Here is a 20,985-nt window from a genome sequence, read left to right on the forward strand (position 1 = left end):
CCATGGCAGACATCATCAAGCTTGACGGCACCAGGGCGTTGGACTTCGACCGCGAGACGGTCGAGCAGGCCTACGACCGCTGGGCGCCGGTATACGACCTCGTGTTCGGCGGCGTGTTCAGCAAGGGCCGCAAGGCGGCCATTCAGGCCACCAACAAGATCGGCGGCCGCGTGCTCGAGGTCGGTGTCGGCACCGGCATCTCGCTGCCGCAATACGCAGCCCATCTGCGCATCTTCGGCACCGACATATCGGAAGCGATGCTGCAGAAGGCCAAGAAGCGCGTCGACGAGCTCAAGCTGAAGAACGTCGAGGGCCTGGCTGTCATGGACGCCGAGAAGCTCGAATTCCCCGACAACTCCTTCGACGTCGTGATGGCGCAGTATGTCGTCACGGCCGTGCCGAATCCGGAAGCGGCGCTCGACGAATTCGCCCGCGTGCTGCGGCCCGGCGGTGAACTCATCATCCTGACCCGCGTCAGTGCCGACGCTGGCGTGCGCCGCTTCATCGAGCAGCGCCTGCAGCCGGTGGTTCGCCCGCTCGGCTTTCGCACCGCCGAGTTCGCCTGGTCGCGCTACGCGCAGTGGCTCGCCGGCGCGCGCAGCATGGAACTGGCGGAGCGCCGCCTGGTGCCGCCGCTCGGTCACTTCTCGCTGGTGCGTTTCCGGAAAGTCGACGCCGCGAAGGCAGCGTAACCGCGTCATCGCAGAGCATGATCCGGAAAAGTGGGAACCGGTTTTCCGAAAGATCATGCTCAAACGAAAATCGCTGCGTGAACACGGCGCCGCGAAACTTCATATGACATTTCGATGATGTCATACGCCGGACATCGAATCCCGTTAATCCTTAACCCGAAAGAATTTTGGGGGAGATCATGATCAAGAACTTCATGCAGGAACTGCGAACCCAGCGTTGGGACGACCATCGCTACTATCACCACAGCCGCATCAACCAGTCGCTGCACTTCGTCAGCGCCGCGAGCTTTCTGTTCGCCTATGTCATGCTCTTCATCGATCCCATGGTGTCGGCGCTGGTCGGCTGGCTGGTGTCGATGACGTCACGCCAGGCCGGGCATTTCTTCTTCGAGCCCAAAGGCTATGACCACGTCAACCACGCCACTCACGAGCACAAGGAAGAGATCAAGGTCGGCTACAATCTTCAGCGCAAGGTCGTGCTGATGGTGATCTGGGCGCTGTCGCCGCTGGTGCTGTATGTCGATCCGACCCTGTTCGGCATGTTCGCGCCGTGGGAGACGACGGCGGACTTCATGCGTCAGGTCGCCAAGATCTGGCTGGCGATCGGTATCGGCGGGCTTCTGTTCCGCACCATCCACCTGTTCTTCATCCGCGACGTCGAGACCGGCCTTGTCTGGATGACCAAGATCGTGACCGACCCGTTCAGCGACCTCAAGCTCTACTACAAGGCGCCGATCGCCCTGATGAAGGGTGAGCTGATCGACCCGGGCCTCGAGAAGCACGTCAAGCACGCCTGAGAATTGGCTTTGAATCTATCAAGTGCGCGTCATGCCCGGGCTTGTCCCGGGCATCTACGTCTTCGGAGCTCCGTCATTGCGAGCGAAGCGAAGCAATCCACCTCTCGACAGGAGGATAGATGGATTGCTTCGTCGCTTCGCTCCCTTGCGCAAACGCTTCGCGTTTGTCGCAGGCAATGACGGAGGAGGTAGCCGAGCTGTGATGACTATGGAAAGCGCGCTTTCAGCGCCCGAACCTCTTGGCAAGCATCTCTTTCAGGATCTGCCGCTTGATGTTCTTGTTGGTGAGGCCTGCACCGTGCCACCACCAGCCGTCGCGTTTCATCTTTTCGCTCGCGGCGACGAAACGGTCGGCGACCGCGGAAAAATCGTCATCGGTATAGTTCAGGCTGAAGATCAGCCGGCCCGTGCCGACCCAGCTCAGCGCCAGCCCCTCGGCGCGCAGATAATATTGCAGCATCCAGTTGTAACGGGACGGCTCGGTATAATGCACCATCCAGATCGACGACAGATTGCTGACGCGCACCGGAAGGTCCTGCGCGGTGAGCCGGTCGTTGAGCGTCTTGGCGCGCGCGTTCCAGGTCTCGTCGAGCCCGTTATAGACCGAGTTGAAGTTCGGGCTGGCGAGCCGGCCGAGGAATTCGTCCATCGCGGTCATGACGTAGGGATGCGAATTGAAGGTGCCGCGGGCAAAGCAGATGTCGGCGGGGCGATCGTCGCGAAAACGCCGCATCAAATCCTTGCGGCCGCAGACCACGCCGACCGGAAGTCCACCCGCCAGGCTCTTGCCATAGGTCACCATGTCGGCGCGGACGCCGAAATATTCCTGCGCGCCGCCGGCAGCGAGGCGGAAGCCGACGAAGACCTCGTCGAAGATCAGCACGATGCCGCGTTCCGTGCAGACCTCGCGCAACTTCTTCAGCCACTCGGTATAGGCGGCGCGGTCGAAATTGCCGGACCGGGAGCTGTCGACCAGCGCGGAATCGCCGGGCGCGTTGGCGTTGGGATGCAGCGCCTGCAGCGGATTGACCAGCACACAGGCGATGTCGCGGCGTGTCTTCAAAACGTGCAGCGTCCGCTCGGACATGTCGGCGAGCGTATAGGTCTCGTGCGGCGAGACGGGGTTGCCGACGCCGGGCTGCACGTCGCCCCACCAGCCGTGATAGGCGCCGGCAAAGCGAACCAGATGCGTGCGCCTGGTGTGGTAGCGCGCCAGCCGGACCGCCTGCATCACGGCTTCGGTGCCGGACATGTGGAACGAGACTTCGTCGAGGCCGGAAATCTCGCACAGACGCTTGACGTTGTCGGTGATGACGGGGTGATAGGGGCCGAGCACGGGTCCGAGCGCATGCGCGCGTTTTTCCGACTCGGTGATGCAGTCCTTGTAGAAGTCGTTGCCGAAAATGTTGACGCCGTACGAGCCGGTCAGGTCGTAGGAGACATTGCCGTCGACATCGGTGACGGTGACGCCGGCCGACGATGCCACGAAGGCGCTGGTGGAAAGATGCTCGCGCACCAGGCGGCTGTACTGGAACGGCACCCGATAGGCTTCGGTGAATTGCAGGTCGGAAATGTGCTCGGCCGCCTCGGCGGTCATCTGCCGGCCCTTGGGATAACGGTCCTGATACACGCCGGCGAGCCGGAAGAAGCCGTCCTGGCGCTGCGTCGCGACATCGGCCGGCGCGCCGTCGGAACAGAAGAAATCGCCGATTTCGAATTCGTAATGCGGCACCAGCCGCGCGACCATCTTGGACATCTTGGAATGTCCGGTCAGCGAGCGGTGCTTGGCGCGCGACAGCGCCAGCCGCGCCTGCAATTTGGGGAAGGTCACCGCGGCGCCGGCAATCGCAACGGCGGACAGCGACAGAATCGAAAGGGGCGAATCCATGCCACCAGCGCTAGCTAATCCTGCTAACAGATTCATGACAGTCAAAGGCCTGATTTCGGCCTTTACCCAGCAGGAAGACCTCAATTTCCTGCTCACCAACCGGATTCCGCGGGCGGCCATCACCCGATTCATGGGGTGGTTCAGCAAGATCGAAAACCCGCTGGTGCGGGATGCCTCGATCGCCTGCTGGCGGCTGTTTTCCGATCTCGACCTGTCGGAGGCCAAGAAGACCGAGTTCAAGAGCCTGCATGATTGTTTCACCCGCGAACTGCGCCCGGGCCTGCGCCCCGCCGACCCGGATCCGAACGTCGTCGCCAGCCCCTCCGACGGCATCATCGGCGCGTTCGGCCGGATCGAGGATACAAGACTGTTCCAGATCAAGGGCGCGCCGTATTCGCTGCTGGATCTGCTCGGCGATCCCGCTTTGGTGGAGCGTCACCGCAACGGCCGTTACCTCACGCTGCGCCTGACCTCGAGCATGTACCATCGTTTTCACGCGCCCTATGACGCGACGATCGAGCGGGTGAGGTTCATCCATGGCGACGTCTGGAACGTCAATCCCATTGCGTTGAAAAGGGTGGAGCGGCTGTTCTGCAAGAACGAGCGCGCGGTGCTGGAGACGCGGCTTGCGTCCGGCGAAGCGCTGACCTTGGTGCCGGTTGCCGCGATCCTGGTCGCCAGCATCCGCCTGCATTTCCTCGATGTGACGCTGAACGCGCAGAGCAGGGGGCCGGTGGATTTCCCGTGCGCCGCCAGCATGCGCAAGGGCGATGAGCTTGGCTGGTTCGAGCACGGTTCGACCATCATCGTGCTGGCGCCGGAAAACTTCGAGTTTGCCGACAATGTCACTGAGGGTGCCCGCGTTCGCGCCGGCGAGGCGCTGCTGCGGAAACCGGCGGGATGATTGTGTTGCCCTGCAAGCGGGCCACGACTGTGAGCTGGATCACCGAGGCGCCACTACACACGGTGCGATTATCTTGGCTCCGCTAACACCTCCACAGCAAACAAGGGAGCAACGTCATGACGCAGACCAGCAAGTCGATCAATGGAAACCAGCGCGCATTGGGCGAGCAAGTCTTGAAGGATGCTGAGCTTGAGTCCGTTTCCGGTGGCGCCATGTTCGGCAGCGCGTTCTCCGAAGCCCTGAAGTCAATCGGGGAAGGACTTTCAACAATGGCACGCAAGGGCTGACCGCGTTGTCAGCGCCGAAGCGATTCGGCGGCGGTGCTCAATAAATCAAAATCAGAGAAGCCGCCGCGAGGCGGTTTTTCCTTTTGGTCCGCGCCGGCCGTCAGGCGCGGGCGGTTCTTGTGATGGCTTGCATACGTCGTCCCGGGACCACTGGAACTGCATCATGCGTGGACGAACAGAGACGGTAGCATCGCCGTGCGAAATTCTCTATGTGTGGAGCATTCCAACGACGATCGGAGAAGATGGCGATGGCGCGGACGCCTGTGCTGGCGGCGGGAGGCATTGTATTGCGGCAGGCGGCGACGCCGCTGGTCGCGATCGTGCGCCTGCGCAAGCGCAACGAATGGGTTCTGCCGAAGGGCAAGCTCGATCGCGGCGAGACGCCGAGGGCTGCGGCCGAGCGCGAAGTCAATGAAGAGACCGGGCACGATGTCGCCGTACACGAATTCCTGGGCACACTGGTTTACGAATCCCGCGGCGGCTCCAAGGTCGTGCACTTCTGGCGGATGGAGGCGGGCGCCGAGCCGGTCCGCAAACTGATGCGCGACGTGAAGGCGGTGGAGTGGTTGCCGCTGGCCGACGCGGTCGAGCGGCTGTCACGTGGCTATGAGCGGGCGTTTCTGGAAAATGTCGGGCCGATCGCGATGGCTGCGGGGAGGGTCGCGGAGATCGGTACTCGTACGCCGGAGCCAATTCGTGTTGAAACGATCAACGAAGTTCGCGATCGACGCAGTCTCGTGCAGATAATGCGAGACTGGTTTCGCCGCGCGGCGTGAGTTGGTTCAAGCATTTAGCTCGTCATGCCCGGCCTTGTGCCGGGCATCCACGTCTTTGCTTCCGCAAGTAAGACGTGGATGGCCGGGTCAAACCCGGCCATGACGGAGAGCGAAGCTAACCTACCGCACGTCCTTCGGTGGCTTGCTTCCTCTTGGCGGCGGCACGCGCGACCCGGGCGCAGGCCTGACCGGCTGACCCTGCCGCACCACACCGGGCGCACTTTGCAAACCGCCCGGTCGCAGGCCTTGCCGGAAGCCGGGTTGCTGAGCGCCTTGTGAGGGACCGCCGGGCTGCTGCAAGCGCTGCGGACCGCCGGCTTGCGAGGGCGCGCCTTGTTGGACGCCCGGTCGTGCCGCCGTCGCCGGCTGTTGCGGCTGACCGGGTCGCGGCGGCAAGCCGGTCTCTCGTGGCGAACCCGGCTGCGTCGATCCCGGCCGCTGCAACTGCTGACCCTGCCGGTTAGGCAAGCCCGGTTGCTGCAGCTGTTGCGGCTGGCCCGGCCGGTTCTGCAATTGTTGTTGCCCGGGACGGTTCTGCTGGCCCGGCTGTTGCTGTTGTCCGGGACGATTCTGTAAGCCCGGTTGCTGGCCGGTGCGGTTCTGTCCCGGCAATCCGTTTTGCTGCGGTCCGCGGCGCGGTGCGTTGCCGCGATTGAAGCCGGGGTTGGCGCGGCGGAAATCGCGCTGCTGGTTGAAGACGCGGCGGCCGAGATTTTGCGTCGAGTGCACCTGGCGCACAAAGCCCTGATCGCGCAGCACCTGCTGCGGCGAAATCGTCAGCGGCACCGCGGCAAAGCGCACGCCGCCCGCGCCGGGGCGAATCGTAAAGCCGCTGGAGCCCTGGCTAAGGAAACCCAGCCGCGCGCCGGCGCGGTCGTTGACCTCGATGCGTCCAACCTTGCCGTCGGCGTCGGGATAGAGTTTGATGGCGACATTGTTCGGACTGTTGGCGGCGGCTCCTTCGGGCACCTCGACGAGGCCGGTGGTGCCGCGAATGCCGAGCGTTGCGGTCGGCGTGGTGATTTTCATGTCGCCGGTCTTGGCGACGGCGGCGGCGACGAAGGCAACCGTGCCCTTGGCGACGTCGAATACGCCGGCATTTTGCTTGCCGCCATCCTCATAGACATAGCTGTCGATGGTGATCTGCGAATTCGCCCTGAGGTTAAAGGTGGTGGCGTCGCTGAAGGTGATGCCGAGCGAGGACTTTGCGCCGGCCTGCACGACGTCGTTCAAATAGATGTCGTCCTTGACCTTGAGCGGTGTGGTCTCGTTGTTGCGGATCACACTGGCGCTGCCGATCACGGTCGCGACATTGCCGATCGGCTCTTCCGCGGCCTGTTGTGCGTCGGCCGCGGTAGCCGCCGGATCGGGCGCGGCCTGTGCCGGCGCCGCAGGCTGTGCGGGTGCAGGTTGGGCTTGCGCCGATCGTGCTGTGACGGAGGGGCCAGCGAAACCGTTCGTCGCGCCAACCAGCGTACCGCAAACCAACAGCAGAAGCGCGAATCGCAACCGGCGCAGCATCAAGGGGAGTTCCGGGAAATCAGGGAGAGACGAGGGCGAGCAGCGGCGCCACGATTTCAGCGCTGCCGGGCTGAATGCGGGATGAACGTTTCCGCCTTGTTGTCATGGTCAGGCAGAACGAACAAGCGCCACGTCCGGCATCCCCGGGCATGGCGCTTTCTCATCTCACATAGGGTGTTGATCAGCCGCGCTTGTGCGGGGTCAGGTTCAGCGGCTTCGACGGCTTGGCCGACGGCGCGTAGCTGGCGGGTGTCGCGGCCGGGGGCTCGTAACGGAATACGGCCTTGCAGCCATCGCTGAGCGACGCGCGCTGCCGGATCATGCAGGCGGTGACGCGATCGACATCAGGAATTTCCGCTCCGCACAGCCGCATCGCGTCGCCGGCACACATCTGCTCCTGCTCTGGCGTATGCGCCACGGAAACGGTGGTCAGCATTCCGAACGCAAGCGTGGTCGCGATCAGCAATTGGCAGTTACGGATGGTGGAGCGTGCGAAAGCCATGGTGTGTCCCTCTTGCAGGTTTGGTGAGTGGTGTGCCCGAGTTGCGCGCCGGGTGGCGCCTCGTTGGGCAAGAGAACTACGCGGGCTTGGTTTCGGGATTTCTTCGTCGCGGGACCAAAACGGTTTCGTCGCGCGGAGAATTGTTTCGTCGTCGTTCGCGAGTAAGGAGTCGTTAACGAATGGAAACGCGAAAAGGGCCCCGTGACGTGTCACGAGGCCCTTTCACGTCCAGCTCGAAGAAATATCAGCTCACGCGCTTCCAGGTCTGGCCGCCGCAGAACATGCCGCCGAAGGCGCAGCCCTGCACGCGGAGCGAGCCGTTGCTCTTCATCGACATCGTCGAGTCGTACTTGCGGCCGCTGTCGGGATCGTTGATCCGGCCGGCCCACTTCGAGCCCTGCGGTCTCATGTTGATCAGGATCTTTTCGCCGGTCTTGACGGCGTAGCCGCAGAGATTGTCGCCGCACTGCTCGATGCGGACATTGCCCTTGTTCTCTTCGGTGGCCCAGACGCCGATCGGCGAGTTCGGATCGGACGCGGGGCCAGCGTCAACCGGAGCCGGAGCCGGCGCTGAGTACCTGGCTGGGGCCGGCTCGGCAGCCGGAGGGGGTGCCGGTGGTGCGACGTCGGCTTGCGGAGGCGCGGCGGCGTAGGTGGTCGGAGCCGGAGCCGGAGCCGGAGCGGGGGCAGGTGCCGCCGCCTGATCAGGAGCCGGGGCCGGTAGGCGGTCCTGCCTTGGAGGCGCTGCCGCGTAGTCATCGTCGTTGTAACGCTTGGCCTGGTCGCCCTTATAGCGGGGCTTGCCGGCGGCCGGCGCGTAATCATCGCCATTATAGCGTCTGTCGTCATTATAGCGCTTGGAGTCGCTGTATTCGGGCCGTGTCGGCGCTGGCGCAACATCGTCATCATCGTCGTAGCGGTTGGACTTGAGGCCCTTGAAGCCGGGCGCCGTGATGTTGATGCAGGACAGCGAGGCACAGCCGCGCGGCGCTTCGATGCGGACGCGCTGGCCTTCGATCTGGAACGAGATGCCACCGGCATGGGCCGAGGTGGTGGCCAACAGCAGGGCTGCGAGGATGTAGAGCTTCTTCATGAGAGCCTCCTGGGCGGCTTGAATTGGTTGGCGATGAACTTGCGCGGACCCTATGCCCGGCCGGCAGCGCCTTCTGTGACGTAGGTCACGGGGGATCCAGGTGACTCAAATCACATCCAGGGAACCGGCCGCGGCCTAGCTTTTGCGCTTTAATCCGGGGAGGGTCCGATGAAGCGTTTCTGTTTGCTCGCCGCGCTGATGCTGCTCAGTCCGTCCGCGTATGCTGGCGACTCGATTTCATTCGTGGTCGGCGGCCATCGCATCCAGATCGACGCGTCCAGATATTGCCGTTCGACCTCCTGCGCATCGGTTTCGATTTCGGGCACGTCGCGCAACCGAAGTCGTTATGACGACCGTGATCGTTACAACGACGATGATCGCTATCGCGATGATCGCAGGATCAGCGAGTCAACGAGGACACTACCAACCGCACCGGCGGTAGCTCCGCCGTCGGTTCAATCCGTTGCCGCTCCGCCCCCGGCCGTGTACAGGCCGGCCGCCGCCGCGACGCAAATCGTGCCCGCGCCGCAGTCGCCCACTCCGCCGGCAACACTCGCTGTTCCGCCCGCGCCACCGCCGCCACCGCCTGCGCCACCGGTTGCGAAGCCGGCCGAGCCGGCGCGCCCGACGCCGGTGGCCGTGCCGCAGATTTCGCGTGTCTCGCATGATTTCGCCGACGATGCCGACACGCCCATCGGCGACTGGCAGACCGAAGGCAAGGGATCGGTTCGTATCACCAGATGCGGCAACGCGCTGTGCGGCTACGTGCTCAATTCGTCCTCCAACGACAAGGGCGAGGCCGTCCTGATCAACATGAAGCCGAAGAGCGAGAAGCAATGGACCGGCAGCGTCTACAGCCAGGCCAGCGGCGACACCTATTACGGCACCATGGATATGAAAGGCCAGAACACGCTGCGCGTCGAAGCCTGCGCGCTCGGCCGCTTCTACTGTTCCGGCAATAATTGGCGCCGGATCAACGCCAAGGCGGAAAGCCTGATGTCATCGCGGCAGACTTTCGCGGAGCCGCGGTCGTAATCATCACGCATAAAAAATGCCCGGTGGAGCGACCACCGGGCGAACAGTTTTCGATTGGCTTCAAGCCTGGAAGGGGAAGCCTAGAACACGCCGATCACAATGGCGCCGACAAAGGCGAATGCGAGATACGCGGTTACAACGCTCAGTCTGCTGACCATGGTCATGGGAATACTCCCTTGGTTCACGTCGTGCCCGCTCATAACGGTTCAGGCTAACAAAGCGTTCCCGGCCCAAACAAGTCAGCGTTGCTGTCCATCCCCGCCTGTCCACAGCGGGCCGCTCCAGGCAACATGGTAAATGATTCATGAAATCAACGTGTTGAAGACTTCTTAAATAAATTCGCCGAACGTGCGCGCATGACGCGCGGAGTTCGTTTGTATCTCGTCGGCTCCTTCGTCCTTGTCTCCTTGGCGGGTTGCGGCCGCGGACTTTTTCAGTCCGCCGAGCGTGAACCGTGGCGGGCCGAGGCCGAGGTCGCATGCCTGAAGTCCGGTGCGGTCAAGGAGACCCCCGAACTGGTCCGGATTGACCCGATTTCCGGTCCTGGCGCCTGTGGCGCGCAATTTCCGCTGAAGGTCGCAGCCCTCGGCGAAGGCAGCGCAAGTTTCGGTTTTGCCGACGAATTGCGGCCGCCCGGCACGATCGGCAATCAGCCGCGCTGGCCGGTCCGGCCGGCGCCTGCCGCCGCACCGTCACAAACCTATTCCGATCAGGCGCTGCGCCAGCCGAGCTATGGCGCGCCGTCCAACGGGCCGATCTCGCTGACCGCGCCGGGCGTGGCCCAGCAGGACGACGAAATCGATCTGCCGGCCGAAGGCGCACCGCAATCGCGCGACCCGCGCGGCGGCGGCTCCTATATGGCTGCGCCTTCCTATCCGCCGCGCGACCGCTACCCGTCATCCGCGCCTTACTCGCCGGCACCCTATTCGCAGGCGCCCGCCGCCGCGCCGCCGCGGCTCGGGCCTGTTCTCGGCGATCCCGTTAACACGGTGGGGCCGGTCGCGATCAAGCCGACCGCGACGCTGGCCTGTCCGATCGTCTCGGTGCTCGACCGCTGGCTTGCCGATTCGGTGCAGCCTGCCGCTCAGCGCTGGTTCGGCGTGCGCGTGGTCGAGATCAAGCAGATCTCCGCCTATTCCTGCCGCGGCATGAATGGCAATCCGAACTCGCATATTTCCGAACACGCTTTTGGCAACGCGCTCGATATCGCCTCCTTTTCGCTGGCCGATGGCAGGCGCGTAACGGTGAAGGGCGGCTGGCGCGGCATGCCGGAAGAGCAGGGTTTTCTGCGCGACGTGCAGGCCTCCGCCTGCCAGCAGTTCAACACAGTGCTGGCGCCGGGCTCCAACCGCCATCACGAGGACCACATCCATGTCGACCTGATGCGCCGCTCCAGCGGGCGGGTGATCTGCCAGCCGGCAGCGGTCTCCGGCGATCAGGTCGCGGGTAGAGCCGGTGGGCGCAGTTCCTACGCGTCATCGCGCGAGCCCTACATGACGGGTTCGCTCGGCGGCAGGAGGGCGCACCGGCACTCCAGCAAGGTCAACGAGGAAGACGAGTTCGACCAGCATTAGGTGACGAATCGTAGGGCGGGCAAAGCGTCAGCGTGCCCACCATCCCACGCGCGGTTAAAATGGTGGGCACGGCGCTTGCGCGCCTTTGCCGACCCTACGAAGCCGCCAACTTCTCCAGCACATCCCGCACCACGCCTTCCAAGAGATCGAGCTTGTAGCCCGTCATCGGCAACGGCTTTGCGCCTGACATCGCAAGCTTGGCAGCCACTTCAATGTTCAACGCATTGGCCGCCTTGCCTTGCACGGCGCCTTCCGCCGCCTTTAGCCGCAGCGGCACCGGCGCGATGCCGCCGGCGGTGAGGCGGATGAACTGGAACGTGCCGTCCTTGATGACCGCGCGGGCGCAGACTTCGACCAGCGGCCATTCCGCATAGGCGCGGCTGATCGCGCGCTTGTAGAACGCGCGCTCGCCTTCCAAAGGCTTGGGCAGTTCAATGCCCCGGATCATCTCGCCCGGCTGCAGCAAATTGTCGACGGTGCCGTTGGAGCCGTCGCCGAGCACGTCTGGTATCGACAGGCCGCTTCGCGTGTAGGTGATGATGGTCGCATCATAGGCCAGCAACGCCGCCGCCATCGTGGAAGGGTGCGGCGCCACGCAGGGGCCGAGATCGAAGGCGACATGATAGAGGTGATTGCCATCGCGGGCCGGACAATCCGTGCCGCCCTTCTTCAGGCAGGCGATATGCGGATTCCGAAAATACCAGCAGCGCGAACGCTGCGCGATATTGCCGCCGAGCGTTGCCAGGTGACGGATCTGCGGCGTTGCAAGGCCCTGCGCCGACGCCGCAATGCCGGGATAGGCGGCGGCGATGCTTCGATCGGCGGCGATCGCGGCGATGGTGGTGTAGGCGCCGATGCGCAGCGTGCCGTCGGCGCCCCAGTGCATGCCCGAGATGTCAGACGCGGGCACGATATCCATCAGCGGGCCCTTCGAGACGCCGCTGCGGCGACGTTCGGAAAGGTCAGTGCCGGCGGCGCGGAATTCAGTCGTCATGGCCGGTGTCATGCGGCGGCCCTCCCTTTCAGCGCCGAGATCAAACGGTCGGGCCGGATCGGCAACTCCATCGGCCGGATGCCGGTGGCGTTGTAGATCGCGTTGGCGACCGCCGGCGACGTCGGCACGGTCGCGACCTCGCCGATGCCGACGCTGCCGCCGAGTACGTGATCGAAACCCGCTTCGTCGAAATGCACGTCGATCACGGGCGTGTCGGCGATCCCCGGAATGCGATAATCCTCCAGCCCGCCACTCAGCGTATCGCCGGTGCGCCCGTCGATCTCGCGCGCTTCATAAAGCGCGTAGCCGATGCCTTGAATGACCGAGCCCGCCGCCTGGCTTCGCGCCAGTGCCGGCGCTGCGATCTTGCCGACTGCAATGCCGGTGTGGACGTTGAGGACCCGGACATGGCCGAGCCAGGTATCGACTTCGACCTCGATCACCTGCACCGAACTCGGCACGCCGGCGCCGATCACCATGTTGGACATCCAGCGCATCATCTTACCGAAGATCCAGCCCAGAATACCCACCTGCTTCAGGGGCGACTCAACGCCCGGCGCCATCCGGTTGCTGTCCTCCGGCCGCACGCCTGATGCGGTGAGGTCGGGCGACGCCGCCAGCAATTCGCGCCACGGCGCATTCGAGCCCGGCGCCGGCTTTCGTTTGGCATTTTTTTCGATCGCGGCCTTGAGCTTTTGAATCGCGAGCAATGTCGGCGGCACCACCGAGGCGGTGGTGCGGCTGCCGCCCGAGCCAGGGCCTACCGGCAGTTTGGAATCGCCGATGTGAACCTCGACCTCATGCGGCTCGAGGCCGAATTCGCGCGCCACCGTATTGGCGATCACGGTGCGGCTGCCGGTGCCGATATCCTGGATCGCCGTGCTCGCGATCAAGCGGCCGCCCTTGACCGACACTTCGACCTTCGAGCCGGGCTGCCAGAGATAAAGCCAGTATCCGGTGGCGACGCCGACGCCGCGGCGATAGCGGCCGGTCTGCTCGGCCGGTGACTTCCGGTTGCGCCAGACGTCGAGCCCTTGCGCCCATTCATAAAGCCGCCGCCGGTTCGGATCGGTATCCCAGCGTTTGCGCAGTTCGATCGGATCGACCTTCATTCGCAGCGCGGCTTCGTCGATCGCCTGCTCCACCGCGAACGCCATCGGCGGTCCGCCGGGTCCGCGAAACGCCGCCCCCGGCGGCAGATTGCTGATGACGTCGAAATCGGCGAGCTCCTTGCCTTCCGCCGGATAGATCAGCCGTGCCAGAGTTGCGATGGTGGAATTGATCGCGGCGCCGGTGTCGGCGTAGGCCGTGAGCGACAGCGCCTTCAAGCCGCCCTGCTCGGACGGCAGCAGCGCGAGCTTGACCTCTGACGCGGGCCGATAGCCGGTCACCGAAAGCTCTTCATGGCGGTCGAAGGCGACGCGGACCGGCGCCTTGGCGGCGCGCGCCAGATCGATCGCGATCGTCGTCTCCGCGCCGAGACTGGCCTTGGAGCCGAAACCGCCGCCGACATGGTCGGCGATGACGCGGACCTTGTCGTGGTCGAGCCTGTAACGCTTGGCGATTAGCTCCATCAGATGGAATACACTTTGCGTCGAAGCATGCACGGTGAGTCGGCCGCCTTCGAAATGCGCGACTGACGCGTGCGGCTCCAAACAGGTATGCGATTGCGTGCCGGTCCGGAATACGCCTTCGACCAGCAACGGATTTTTCTCCTGCCGCGCGCTTTCGACCCAACTCCGCACGTTCTTGGGCTTGAGCGAGAACGCCGCCGACGGCCCGCGGATGTTCGCCTTCCACGGCGCCGGCGCGCCGGCGCCTTCGGAGACGTTGCCGGCTTTCTTGCGGTCCGCCTTCTCGAACACCACAGGCGCATTGGGCTTGCGGGCTTCATCGAGCCCGATCACCGAGGGCAGCTTTTCGCTGGATATTTTGATCGCGGCAATCGCTGCCAGCGCGGTCTTGCGATCCCTTGCCGCGACGGCGGCGATCGGCTGGCCGACAAAGCGGACGATCCGGTCTTCGGCGAGCAGCGAGATCGCGGCGCCGACACCCGGCAGCGCCAGCGCGGGCGCGAGGTCGAGCTCTGCGATTTTGCCATGCGCGATTTGCGAGCGCAGGATGACGCCTTCGAGCTGGCCTTCATGACGGATGTCGACGGTGTATTTCGCAGCACCCGTCACTTTGTCGCGCGCCTCGACGCGCGGCGAGACGATGTCGCCGCCGTCGAACTGGCCGCTGCAGGCCGCGGCCACCGCGCTGAAGATGCCGTCATAGGCGCCGCAGCGGCACAGATGCCCCGACAGGACAGCGCCGATTTCCTCGCGCGAAGGTGTTGCCGTTCCCTTTGCCGCCCGCCAGCGGTCGTGGAACGCCGCGGCCTCGACGATGAAGCCCGGCGTGCAGAACCCACATTGCAGCGCGTCGTGCACCATGAACGCCTTCTGCACCGGATGCAGCTTTTCGGCGCCGATGCCCTCGACCGTGGTGACTGTCTTGCCGGCGGCGGCGCGGGCCGGCATCAGGCAACTCGCCACCGGCGCACCGTCCACCAGCACGGTGCAGGCGCCGCAAACGCCGGCACCGCAGACGAGCTTGGTGCCGGTGAGGTCGAGATCGCTTCTGACCACATCGATCAGCATGGCGTCGAGGTCGTCGGGCAGGGGGGCGACACGGCCGTTGATCGTCATCGTACTCATCTGCGATCTCCTGATTTGCGGGCGGTTTTGCTTGCGACAGGTTTGTTTGCAGTTTTTCTTGCAGTTTTTCTTGCAGGTTTTCCTGCAGTGTCTCTTGAGTGCGGCTTCGGCGACGGGCTCACGGCGCCGGCGACCAGCGTGCGCACCATGATGCCGAAATCCCGCAGGAAGGCGTCGGCAGGCTGCATCGCCGGATAGGCCGACTTGGTGCCGTTGAACGCCATCTCGACGCATCGCGCGAAGTCGGGCGCGGTCATGCCCTTGATCGCGAGACGTTGCTTGCGGCAGACGCGTTCGATCGTGGACGTCAGTTGCGCGGCATAATGCGTGGCATATTTCTGGTAGATGTCGCGGGCCTGCAGCAGGTGCTCGGAGAACAGCTCTTCGATATGGGGCGAACCCTCGAGCGGCGCGATCAACTGCCCGATCCGCGCGGTGATCTCGGCGATCAGGATGTCGGCGAGACCGCCGCCGGCCTGTTCGGTGGCCTCGCCCGCCGCGATCTCGGCGGCCAGCGCGTTCTCATGCAGCCGCTCGATCACGGCGCGGAACAGTTCTTCCTTGGACTTGAAATGATGGTAGAGCGCCTGCCGCGTCAGGCCGGCGGCCTCCGCCGCCTGCTCGATCGACGAGCGCCGAAACCCCTGCCGGCGGAACACCAGCATGGCGGCATCGAGGATGCGGTCGCGGGGCTTCATTTTGACGAATTTGACAAAATAAGACGAAGTGTCAAATGACGGATTTGTGTTGGAGCGCGGCTAACTGCCCCACGTCTCGCTGCCGGTCGCGGCGGCCGAGTTCAAGCCCAGGACCATCTGCGGATTACCGGCGTCCGAAAATTCCGCCGACCACGCCGCCCACGACGCCGCCGATCACACCAACCGGACCGCCGCCGCCCCCGCCGCGACGTCGGGCCCGGCGCTCGTTGCCGGACTTGTTGTCACGGATGCTCGCGTTCGCCGTCGAGGCGGAATCGTTGAGGAGCGCCTGATGCTGCAACGGGTTGAGGAAGCCGGTCTTGGGATAGTCGCGCGCGGCTTGCCAGCGCGTGATGACGGCGCGGGTCCGCGCGTCGAACTTTCCGTTGGCCCTGGTGTCGAAGCCGAGACGGGTCAGCCGGCGCTGCAGGTCGCGGCGCCTGGGCTTGTCGAGGCCGATCCGATCCTCGGTTTCCTGCGTTGCTTCGTCGGTGAAGACCGCCTCATCGACGGATGCGGCCTGATCGCGCGTGGTCGTGCTTGGCCCGGCCTTGGCAGCGTCCGAGCACACAAGAATTCCCAGGATCGACAAGGCAAGGATCAAGACACGCATGGCCTATTGTTCCCCCGAGTCCCTCAAATGATTTCGCTTTGAGAGCCTGCGTCGGTGCAAATACGAACCCGGCTTTTGAATCAAAGGTCGATTTTGGTTTCGTCGCTGGCAACGGCTGGCGGGAACACTTGTTCCATAGCGGGCGTCGATTGTTGCACCGCATGGCACTCAATGATGGCCGTCGTCGCAGCTGTAGCCCGCATGAGCCACCGGGTCGCGCGAATGCGCGCCCGATGACAGGCTCCACGACATGCGTGATCAGCGACCCGGACATCCGGATGTCGCTTCGCTCATCCGGGCTACATTGTTGCTTTTTGCCCGAACTAAACGAACTTGATCCCGACTAGGTCGCCCTTCTTCCAGGCGACCTTGCAGGCCCTGCCGGGGGATGTGCGGTCGAATTTCAGATGAAAATGCGGCTTGACGAATTGCGGGTCTTCGACCCGCAATCGCGCGCCGCCTTCCGAAATCTCGATGACGGTGCATTGACGCGCGGCGAAGCTGCCGTCGATGGTCATCCATGCGGGCTGGTTTGTTCGCCGGCGAGAAGGGCGGCGACCGAAAATTGCCATGGCGGATTCCTCCCACCGATCAAACGCGGTGAGGGGGCGCCTGGTTGCAGTTGCGGACAATTTGAACGAACGGGAAGGCCGGTGGATGCACGAGGCCGTAGCCTGCTGCGCGCGGCCACTCTCAACTGTCGTCGCCCGGCTTGACCGGGCGATCCAGTATGCCAGAGACGTCAATGATGGAATCGAGAAGCCGCGGCGTACTGGATCCCCCGCATGCGCGGGGGATGACAGCCTCGGCTTGTAGCCGACAACGCTCGCTCTCACTTCACCTTCGCCCGATACGCCGTCAGGAACACCCGCGTCGCGCTGTCGACGACGGTTGCGATCTGCTCGGGCGACGGCGACGGCTTGGCCTGGAAGATGAAAGCCTGAAACAGCGTCGCCTGGCACATCTGCATGAACTGCCAGGCCGCCAGTTCGTAATCGTCGATCACGAGCTCGCCGAGCCGTCCCCGCGCCTCAAGATAAGCGGCGAAGCGATTGACGGTGCGGGCCAGCACATTGTCATAAAATCTGCGGCCGACTTCCGGCATCCGCTCCGCAATCGACATCACGGTGCGGATCGCCGAGCCGCCGCCCGGCCGACAAAGCACCTGGATGTAGGCCCGGCCGAATTCCGGCAGCGTGATGTCGACGTCGCGGTCGGGATCGAAATTGAATGCGGTCTTGCCCTGTTCGATCGATTCTTCTTCGACGATGGCTTCGAACAGGCGGTGCTTGTCGGCGAAATAGACGTAGAGCGTTCCCTTGGAGACGCCGGCCGAGCGCGCGATCTCGCCCATGCTGGCGCCGTCGAAACCGAGATCCAGGAACACTTTCCGCGCGCCGTCGAGGATCTGGCGGCGCTTCGAGGAATCCTCGTCGGGGACGACATCAAGCGTATGCGACGTGTCTGCAACCATTGGTTTATCTTCTCGGGAAAGATTTCAACCGGACATATGCACGGGAAGGTGCTTTCGCTCTATGGTCCCTTCACGTAAATGTATCTTGACCGAACGGTTCGGTCAATGATAATTCTGGAAATGACGATGCCTTCACGGCCGGGTTTCGGCTGCGTCTGCGCCGTGCATGAGTAATGGGGAGGCCGGGGTATGGCCGCAGCGAGAGACCAGGCCGCACGCGTCGTTCGGCAACAGCCGGAGGCGTCGGCCCGTCAGGAGCCGGAGGCGGCAACGGCCGAAGACGAAGCCGCGCGCGACCCCGCCCAGTTGGCGGACCAGCTTCGAACTCACGTTGCGGAAGAAACCAGGCGCCAGCCGGCAACTGCTCCAGGCGCGCCGGCAACCGACAGGCCGGCCGCACCGCCCGCCGATGCCGCACAACCCGCCGCGCCGAAATCCGGCAAGCGCAAATTCGTGATGATGGGCGTGTTCGCGCTGCTGGCACTCGCGGCCGTCAGCTACGGCGTCTACTACACATTCATCGGACGCTTCTACATCTCGACCGACGACGCCTATGTGCGCGCCAACAATACCACGCTGGGTGCGCGGGTCGCCGGCCATATCGCGGCGATCATTCCATCAGACAATTCGATCGTTCGCGCCGGCGACGTGATCTACAGGATCGATGACGGCGATTACCGGATCGCGGTGGAGGCCGCGCGCACCAAGATCGCGACCCAGCAGGCCACCATCGACCGTATCGGCCGCCAGGTGGCGGCGATGGAAAGCGCGGTCGAGCAGGCCAAGGCGCAACTCGTCTCCGCGGAAGCGGCGCTGAAGCGCGCAGGTCTCGACTTCGACCGTCAGCAGGCGCTGAGCACAAAGGGCTTTGCCTCGCGCGCCACGTTCGAAGTTTCCGAAGCCGGCCGCGATCAGGGTGTGGCGCAGGTAAAATCGGCGCAGGCGGCCTATGATGCCGCGCGCGACAATGTCGAGGTGACCAGGGCGCAGCAAAACGAGGCCCGCGCCCAGCTGGCGGAGTTGCAGACCACGCTGGCCAAGGCCGAGCGCGATCTCGCCTTCACCGCGGTGCGTGCGCCGGTCGACGGCACCTTCTCCAACCGCATCGTCAACACCGGCGATTTCATCCAGGCCGGCCAGCGCCTCGGCAATGTGGTGCCGCTCAACGACGTCTTCATCGACGCCAACTATAAAGAAACGCAGCTCAAGCGGATTCGCCCGGGGCAGCCCGTGACGATTTCCGTGGATGCCTACGGCCATCGCAAGTTCGCTGCCGTGGTCGACAGCATTTCGCCGGCGGCGGGCTCGGTGTTCACGCTGCTGCCGCCGGATAACGCCACCGGCAATTTCACCAAGATCGTACAGCGGCTGCCGGTGCGAATTCGGGTGCCGAAGGATGTCGCGAAGCAAAACCTGCTGCGCGCGGGCATGTCGGTCTACACGACGGTCAACACCCGTGACGGCGCCACCGATGCCGACAACGAGGCCGACCTCGACGCGTCGCCGATGCTTCATCCGAAGTAATTTTATAGCGCCGGGGTTAGCCCGGCGCGCGTCCCGAGCAGATCATGGCAGACGCCACCACCGCATCGCCGTCGATGATACCAGCCGCAAGGGTGCCGGACGAGCGCATCCCGCCGCGGCGGCTGTTTGCGTTCCTCATCATGGTGTTCGGGATGTTCATGTCGATCCTGGACATCCAGATCGTCTCGGCATCGCTGTCGGAGATCCAGGCCGGGCTTTCGGCAAGCTCGAGCGAAGTGTCGTGGGTGCAGACCTCGTATCTGATCGCCGAGGTGATCGCGATCCCGTTGTCCGGGTTCCTGTCACGCGCGTTCGGCACCCGCCTGCTGTTTGCGATCTCCGCCTCCGGCTTCACCATCGCGAGCTTCTTCTGCGGTTTCGCCTCGACGATCGAGCAGATGATCGTGTGGCGCGCGCTGCAGGGATTTCTCGGCGCCGGCATGATCCCCACCGTGTTCGCCTCCGCCTATACGGTGTTTCCGCGCTCGAAATTCTACATCGTCGGTCCGATCATTGGCCTGGTCGCGACGCTGGCGCCGACGATTGGTCCCACTGTCGGCGGCTACATCACCGACCTGATGTCGTGGCACTGGCTGTTCTTCATCAACATCATTCCGGGCATCGGCATCACCATCGGCGTGCTGATCCTGGTCGATTTCGACGAGCCGAACTTCAAGCTGCTCGAACATTTCGACTGGTGGGGCCTGCTGTTCATGGCGGGCTTCCTCGGCTCGCTCGAATATGTGCTCGAGGAAGGCCCGCAATATCAGTGGCTGCAGGATACGTCGGTCGCGACCTGCGCCGCCGTCTGTCTGGTGTCCGCGATCGCGTTTTTCTGGCGTGTGCTGACAGCGCATGAGCCGATCGTCGACATCAGGACGTTCGGCGACCGCAATTTCGCCATCGGCTGCCTGATCTCGTTCTGCGTCGGCATCGGGCTGTACGGCCTGACCTACGTTTATCCGCGTTATCTCGCCGAAGTGCGCGGCTACAGCGCGCTGATGATCGGCGAGACCATGTTCGTCTCCGGGATCGCCATGTTCCTCACCGCGCCGATCGTCGGACGGCTGATGACCAAGGTCGACATGCGCTACCTCATCGCCTTCGGGCTTTGCAGCTTCGCGCTCGGCTCCTATTTGATGACCTGGATCACCCGCGAATATGATTTCTATGAACTGCTGGTCCCGCAAATCCTGCGCGGCGTCGGCATGATGTTCGCGATGGTGCCGACCAACACCATCGCGCTCGGCACGCTGGCGCCGGAGCGGGTCAAGAACGCCTCCGGCCTGTTCAACCTGACGCGCAATCTCGGCGGCGCGGTGGGGCTCGCGCTGATCAACCAGGTGCTGAACGAGCGCACCGATCTGCACATCTCGCGGCTGCACGAACGCGTGAACTGGGGCAACGCCACCGCGGTGGAGACACTCAACATGTTCACCCAGCGCATGCAGGGCATGGGCGACGCCGCGCGGATGGCGATGAAGCAATTGTCGCAGATCGTCCACCGCCAGGCGGTGGTGATGGGGTTCGGCGACGCCTTCTTCATGCTGGCCGTTTTCTATGTCGGCCTCAGCCTTCTGGTTGTGCTGCTGAACAAGCCGCCGGCGCTGGCGGCGGGTGGTGGCTCAGGGCACTGAAGAAGGCACTGAGTTGCGCATGATTGATTTCGCGCGCTCACGCGGTTGTCATATTGCAAATCACCCGTGATGCATTTATAAGCGTGCGCGTTGTCGCTCGAACCGGGGAGGATTTGCATGATTTCGTCTTATTCGCAGACCGCCCGCTCGCGTTCGATGCCTATGCTGGACGCCGTATCGGGCCTTTGAGGCCATTTTTCGCCAGCTCTGATCGGGCCTGACGTCCCGATCATCCCAAGCTTCCCAACGAGTTACTGATTATTTCAACGACGCTTGC

19 protein-coding genes are annotated in these 20,985 nt (G+C 64.0%); 9 read left to right on the forward strand and 10 right to left on the reverse strand.

Annotated features, from left to right (window positions below; all coding sequences use genetic code 11):
- Nucleotides 1–2: 2 nt before the first annotated feature.
- Both JQ567_RS14265 and JQ567_RS14270 read left to right on the forward strand, forming a co-directional pair.
- Complete coding sequence (locus JQ567_RS14265; protein WP_212439399.1) at nt 3–692, forward strand: class I SAM-dependent methyltransferase; 690 nt, start codon at nt 3–5, stop codon at nt 690–692.
- Nucleotides 693–871: 179 nt separating this feature from the next.
- Nucleotides 872–1,489 (forward strand): hypothetical protein, encoded by a 618-nt coding sequence (locus JQ567_RS14270; protein WP_212439400.1) that lies wholly within the window; start codon nt 872–874, stop codon nt 1,487–1,489.
- 223 nt (nt 1,490–1,712) lie between these two features.
- Here JQ567_RS14270 and JQ567_RS14275 read toward each other — a convergent pair whose 3' ends face one another.
- Complete coding sequence (locus JQ567_RS14275) at nt 1,713–3,377, reverse strand: aminotransferase class III-fold pyridoxal phosphate-dependent enzyme (RefSeq protein WP_212439401.1); 1,665 nt, start codon at nt 3,375–3,377, stop codon at nt 1,713–1,715.
- Nucleotides 3,378–3,411: 34 nt separating this feature from the next.
- On the opposite strand from JQ567_RS14275, the gene asd reads away from it, so the two are divergent.
- From asd to JQ567_RS14290, 3 genes are all read left to right on the forward strand, one after another.
- A complete protein-coding gene (gene asd, locus JQ567_RS14280; RefSeq protein WP_212439402.1) occupies nt 3,412–4,281 on the forward strand; it encodes an archaetidylserine decarboxylase in 870 nt (289 codons plus the stop codon).
- Nucleotides 4,282–4,397: 116 nt separating this feature from the next.
- The gene (locus JQ567_RS14285) at nt 4,398–4,568 is read left to right on the forward strand and encodes a hypothetical protein (protein ID WP_212439403.1); all 171 of its coding nucleotides are present in this window, start codon (nt 4,398–4,400) and stop codon (nt 4,566–4,568) included.
- 248 nt (nt 4,569–4,816) lie between these two features.
- Nucleotides 4,817–5,344: an NUDIX hydrolase gene (locus tag JQ567_RS14290; RefSeq protein ID WP_212439457.1), complete on the forward strand. Its 528-nt coding sequence runs from the start codon at nt 4,817–4,819 to the stop codon at nt 5,342–5,344.
- A 120-nt stretch (nt 5,345–5,464) separates the two neighbouring features.
- On the opposite strand, the gene JQ567_RS14295 is transcribed toward JQ567_RS14290, so the two are convergent.
- From JQ567_RS14295 to JQ567_RS14305, 3 genes are all read right to left on the reverse strand, one after another.
- On the reverse strand, nt 5,465–6,865 hold the full coding sequence (locus tag JQ567_RS14295; protein WP_212439404.1) for a FecR domain-containing protein: 1,401 nt from the start codon (nt 6,863–6,865) through the stop codon (nt 5,465–5,467).
- Nucleotides 6,866–7,046: 181 nt separating this feature from the next.
- Nucleotides 7,047–7,367: a hypothetical protein gene (locus JQ567_RS14300; protein WP_249165461.1), complete on the reverse strand. Its 321-nt coding sequence runs from the start codon at nt 7,365–7,367 to the stop codon at nt 7,047–7,049.
- A gap of 244 nt (nt 7,368–7,611) precedes the next feature.
- Complete coding sequence (locus JQ567_RS14305) at nt 7,612–8,460, reverse strand: DUF2147 domain-containing protein (RefSeq protein WP_212439405.1); 849 nt, start codon at nt 8,458–8,460, stop codon at nt 7,612–7,614.
- Nucleotides 8,461–8,628: 168 nt separating this feature from the next.
- Between JQ567_RS14305 and JQ567_RS14310 the strand changes: the two genes are divergently transcribed.
- Nucleotides 8,629–9,495: a DUF2147 domain-containing protein gene (locus JQ567_RS14310; protein ID WP_212439406.1), complete on the forward strand. Its 867-nt coding sequence runs from the start codon at nt 8,629–8,631 to the stop codon at nt 9,493–9,495.
- Between the two features lie 356 nt (nt 9,496–9,851).
- The gene (locus JQ567_RS14315; protein WP_212439407.1) at nt 9,852–11,069 is read left to right on the forward strand and encodes an extensin family protein; all 1,218 of its coding nucleotides are present in this window, start codon (nt 9,852–9,854) and stop codon (nt 11,067–11,069) included.
- A 94-nt stretch (nt 11,070–11,163) separates the two neighbouring features.
- On the opposite strand, the gene JQ567_RS14320 is transcribed toward JQ567_RS14315, so the two are convergent.
- From JQ567_RS14320 to JQ567_RS14345, 6 genes are all read right to left on the reverse strand, one after another.
- Complete coding sequence (locus tag JQ567_RS14320; protein ID WP_212439408.1) at nt 11,164–12,075, reverse strand: xanthine dehydrogenase family protein subunit M; 912 nt, start codon at nt 12,073–12,075, stop codon at nt 11,164–11,166.
- The gene (locus JQ567_RS14325) at nt 12,072–14,762 is read right to left on the reverse strand and encodes a molybdopterin-dependent oxidoreductase (RefSeq protein WP_212439409.1); all 2,691 of its coding nucleotides are present in this window, start codon (nt 14,760–14,762) and stop codon (nt 12,072–12,074) included. Before JQ567_RS14325 ends, JQ567_RS14320 begins: the two co-directional genes overlap by 4 nt.
- Nucleotides 14,759–15,460 carry a TetR/AcrR family transcriptional regulator gene (locus JQ567_RS14330; protein WP_212439410.1) on the reverse strand — a complete coding sequence of 234 codons (702 nt, stop codon included), beginning with the start codon at nt 15,458–15,460 and terminating at the stop codon, nt 14,759–14,761. Before JQ567_RS14330 ends, JQ567_RS14325 begins: the two co-directional genes overlap by 4 nt.
- A gap of 124 nt (nt 15,461–15,584) precedes the next feature.
- Nucleotides 15,585–16,073, reverse strand: coding sequence for a peptidoglycan-binding domain-containing protein (locus JQ567_RS14335; protein ID WP_212439411.1), 489 nt, complete (start codon nt 16,071–16,073; stop codon nt 15,585–15,587).
- Nucleotides 16,074–16,396: 323 nt separating this feature from the next.
- On the reverse strand, nt 16,397–16,645 hold the full coding sequence (locus JQ567_RS14340; protein ID WP_212439412.1) for a PilZ domain-containing protein: 249 nt from the start codon (nt 16,643–16,645) through the stop codon (nt 16,397–16,399).
- Nucleotides 16,646–16,905: 260 nt separating this feature from the next.
- Nucleotides 16,906–17,547 (reverse strand): TetR/AcrR family transcriptional regulator, encoded by a 642-nt coding sequence (locus JQ567_RS14345; protein WP_212439413.1) that lies wholly within the window; start codon nt 17,545–17,547, stop codon nt 16,906–16,908.
- A 189-nt stretch (nt 17,548–17,736) separates the two neighbouring features.
- Here JQ567_RS14345 and JQ567_RS14350 point away from each other — a divergent pair, with 189 nt between their 5' ends.
- Both JQ567_RS14350 and JQ567_RS14355 read left to right on the forward strand, forming a co-directional pair.
- On the forward strand, nt 17,737–19,071 hold the full coding sequence (locus JQ567_RS14350; RefSeq protein WP_212439414.1) for an HlyD family secretion protein: 1,335 nt from the start codon (nt 17,737–17,739) through the stop codon (nt 19,069–19,071).
- Between the two features lie 44 nt (nt 19,072–19,115).
- Nucleotides 19,116–20,708, forward strand: coding sequence for a DHA2 family efflux MFS transporter permease subunit (locus JQ567_RS14355; RefSeq protein WP_212439415.1), 1,593 nt, complete (start codon nt 19,116–19,118; stop codon nt 20,706–20,708).
- The last annotated feature ends 277 nt before the right edge of the window (nt 20,709–20,985 follow it).

Origin of the sequence: Bradyrhizobium sp. AUGA SZCCT0431, assembly GCF_018131065.1 — a bacterium.
Lineage (GTDB): Bacteria > Pseudomonadota > Alphaproteobacteria > Rhizobiales > Xanthobacteraceae > Bradyrhizobium.

Excerpts from the sequence above, each read along its gene's own strand:
- JQ567_RS14285 (WP_212439403.1), top strand. The coding sequence starts at position 4,398 with ATGACGCAGACCAGCAAGTCGATCAATGGAAACCAGCGCGCATTGGGC.
- JQ567_RS14345 (WP_212439413.1), bottom strand. The coding sequence starts at position 17,547 with ATGGTTGCAGACACGTCGCATACGCTTGATGTCGTCCCCGACGAGGAT.
- JQ567_RS14310 (WP_212439406.1), top strand. The coding sequence starts at position 8,629 with ATGAAGCGTTTCTGTTTGCTCGCCGCGCTGATGCTGCTCAGTCCGTCC.
- JQ567_RS14300 (WP_249165461.1), bottom strand. The coding sequence starts at position 7,367 with ATGGCTTTCGCACGCTCCACCATCCGTAACTGCCAATTGCTGATCGCG.
- JQ567_RS14320 (WP_212439408.1), bottom strand. The coding sequence starts at position 12,075 with ATGACACCGGCCATGACGACTGAATTCCGCGCCGCCGGCACTGACCTT.
- JQ567_RS14265 (WP_212439399.1), top strand. The coding sequence starts at position 3 with ATGGCAGACATCATCAAGCTTGACGGCACCAGGGCGTTGGACTTCGAC.
- JQ567_RS14340 (WP_212439412.1), bottom strand. The coding sequence starts at position 16,645 with ATGGCAATTTTCGGTCGCCGCCCTTCTCGCCGGCGAACAAACCAGCCC.
- JQ567_RS14325 (WP_212439409.1), bottom strand. The coding sequence starts at position 14,762 with ATGAGTACGATGACGATCAACGGCCGTGTCGCCCCCCTGCCCGACGAC.
- JQ567_RS14315 (WP_212439407.1), top strand. The coding sequence starts at position 9,852 with ATGACGCGCGGAGTTCGTTTGTATCTCGTCGGCTCCTTCGTCCTTGTC.
- JQ567_RS14295 (WP_212439404.1), bottom strand. The coding sequence starts at position 6,865 with ATGCTGCGCCGGTTGCGATTCGCGCTTCTGCTGTTGGTTTGCGGTACG.
- JQ567_RS14290 (WP_212439457.1), top strand. The coding sequence starts at position 4,817 with ATGGCGCGGACGCCTGTGCTGGCGGCGGGAGGCATTGTATTGCGGCAG.
- JQ567_RS14330 (WP_212439410.1), bottom strand. The coding sequence starts at position 15,460 with ATGAAGCCCCGCGACCGCATCCTCGATGCCGCCATGCTGGTGTTCCGC.
- JQ567_RS14275 (WP_212439401.1), bottom strand. The coding sequence starts at position 3,377 with ATGGATTCGCCCCTTTCGATTCTGTCGCTGTCCGCCGTTGCGATTGCC.
- JQ567_RS14350 (WP_212439414.1), top strand. The coding sequence starts at position 17,737 with ATGGCCGCAGCGAGAGACCAGGCCGCACGCGTCGTTCGGCAACAGCCG.
- asd (WP_212439402.1), top strand. The coding sequence starts at position 3,412 with ATGACAGTCAAAGGCCTGATTTCGGCCTTTACCCAGCAGGAAGACCTC.
- JQ567_RS14355 (WP_212439415.1), top strand. The coding sequence starts at position 19,116 with ATGGCAGACGCCACCACCGCATCGCCGTCGATGATACCAGCCGCAAGG.
- JQ567_RS14335 (WP_212439411.1), bottom strand. The coding sequence starts at position 16,073 with ATGCGTGTCTTGATCCTTGCCTTGTCGATCCTGGGAATTCTTGTGTGC.
- JQ567_RS14270 (WP_212439400.1), top strand. The coding sequence starts at position 872 with ATGATCAAGAACTTCATGCAGGAACTGCGAACCCAGCGTTGGGACGAC.
- JQ567_RS14305 (WP_212439405.1), bottom strand. The coding sequence starts at position 8,460 with ATGAAGAAGCTCTACATCCTCGCAGCCCTGCTGTTGGCCACCACCTCG.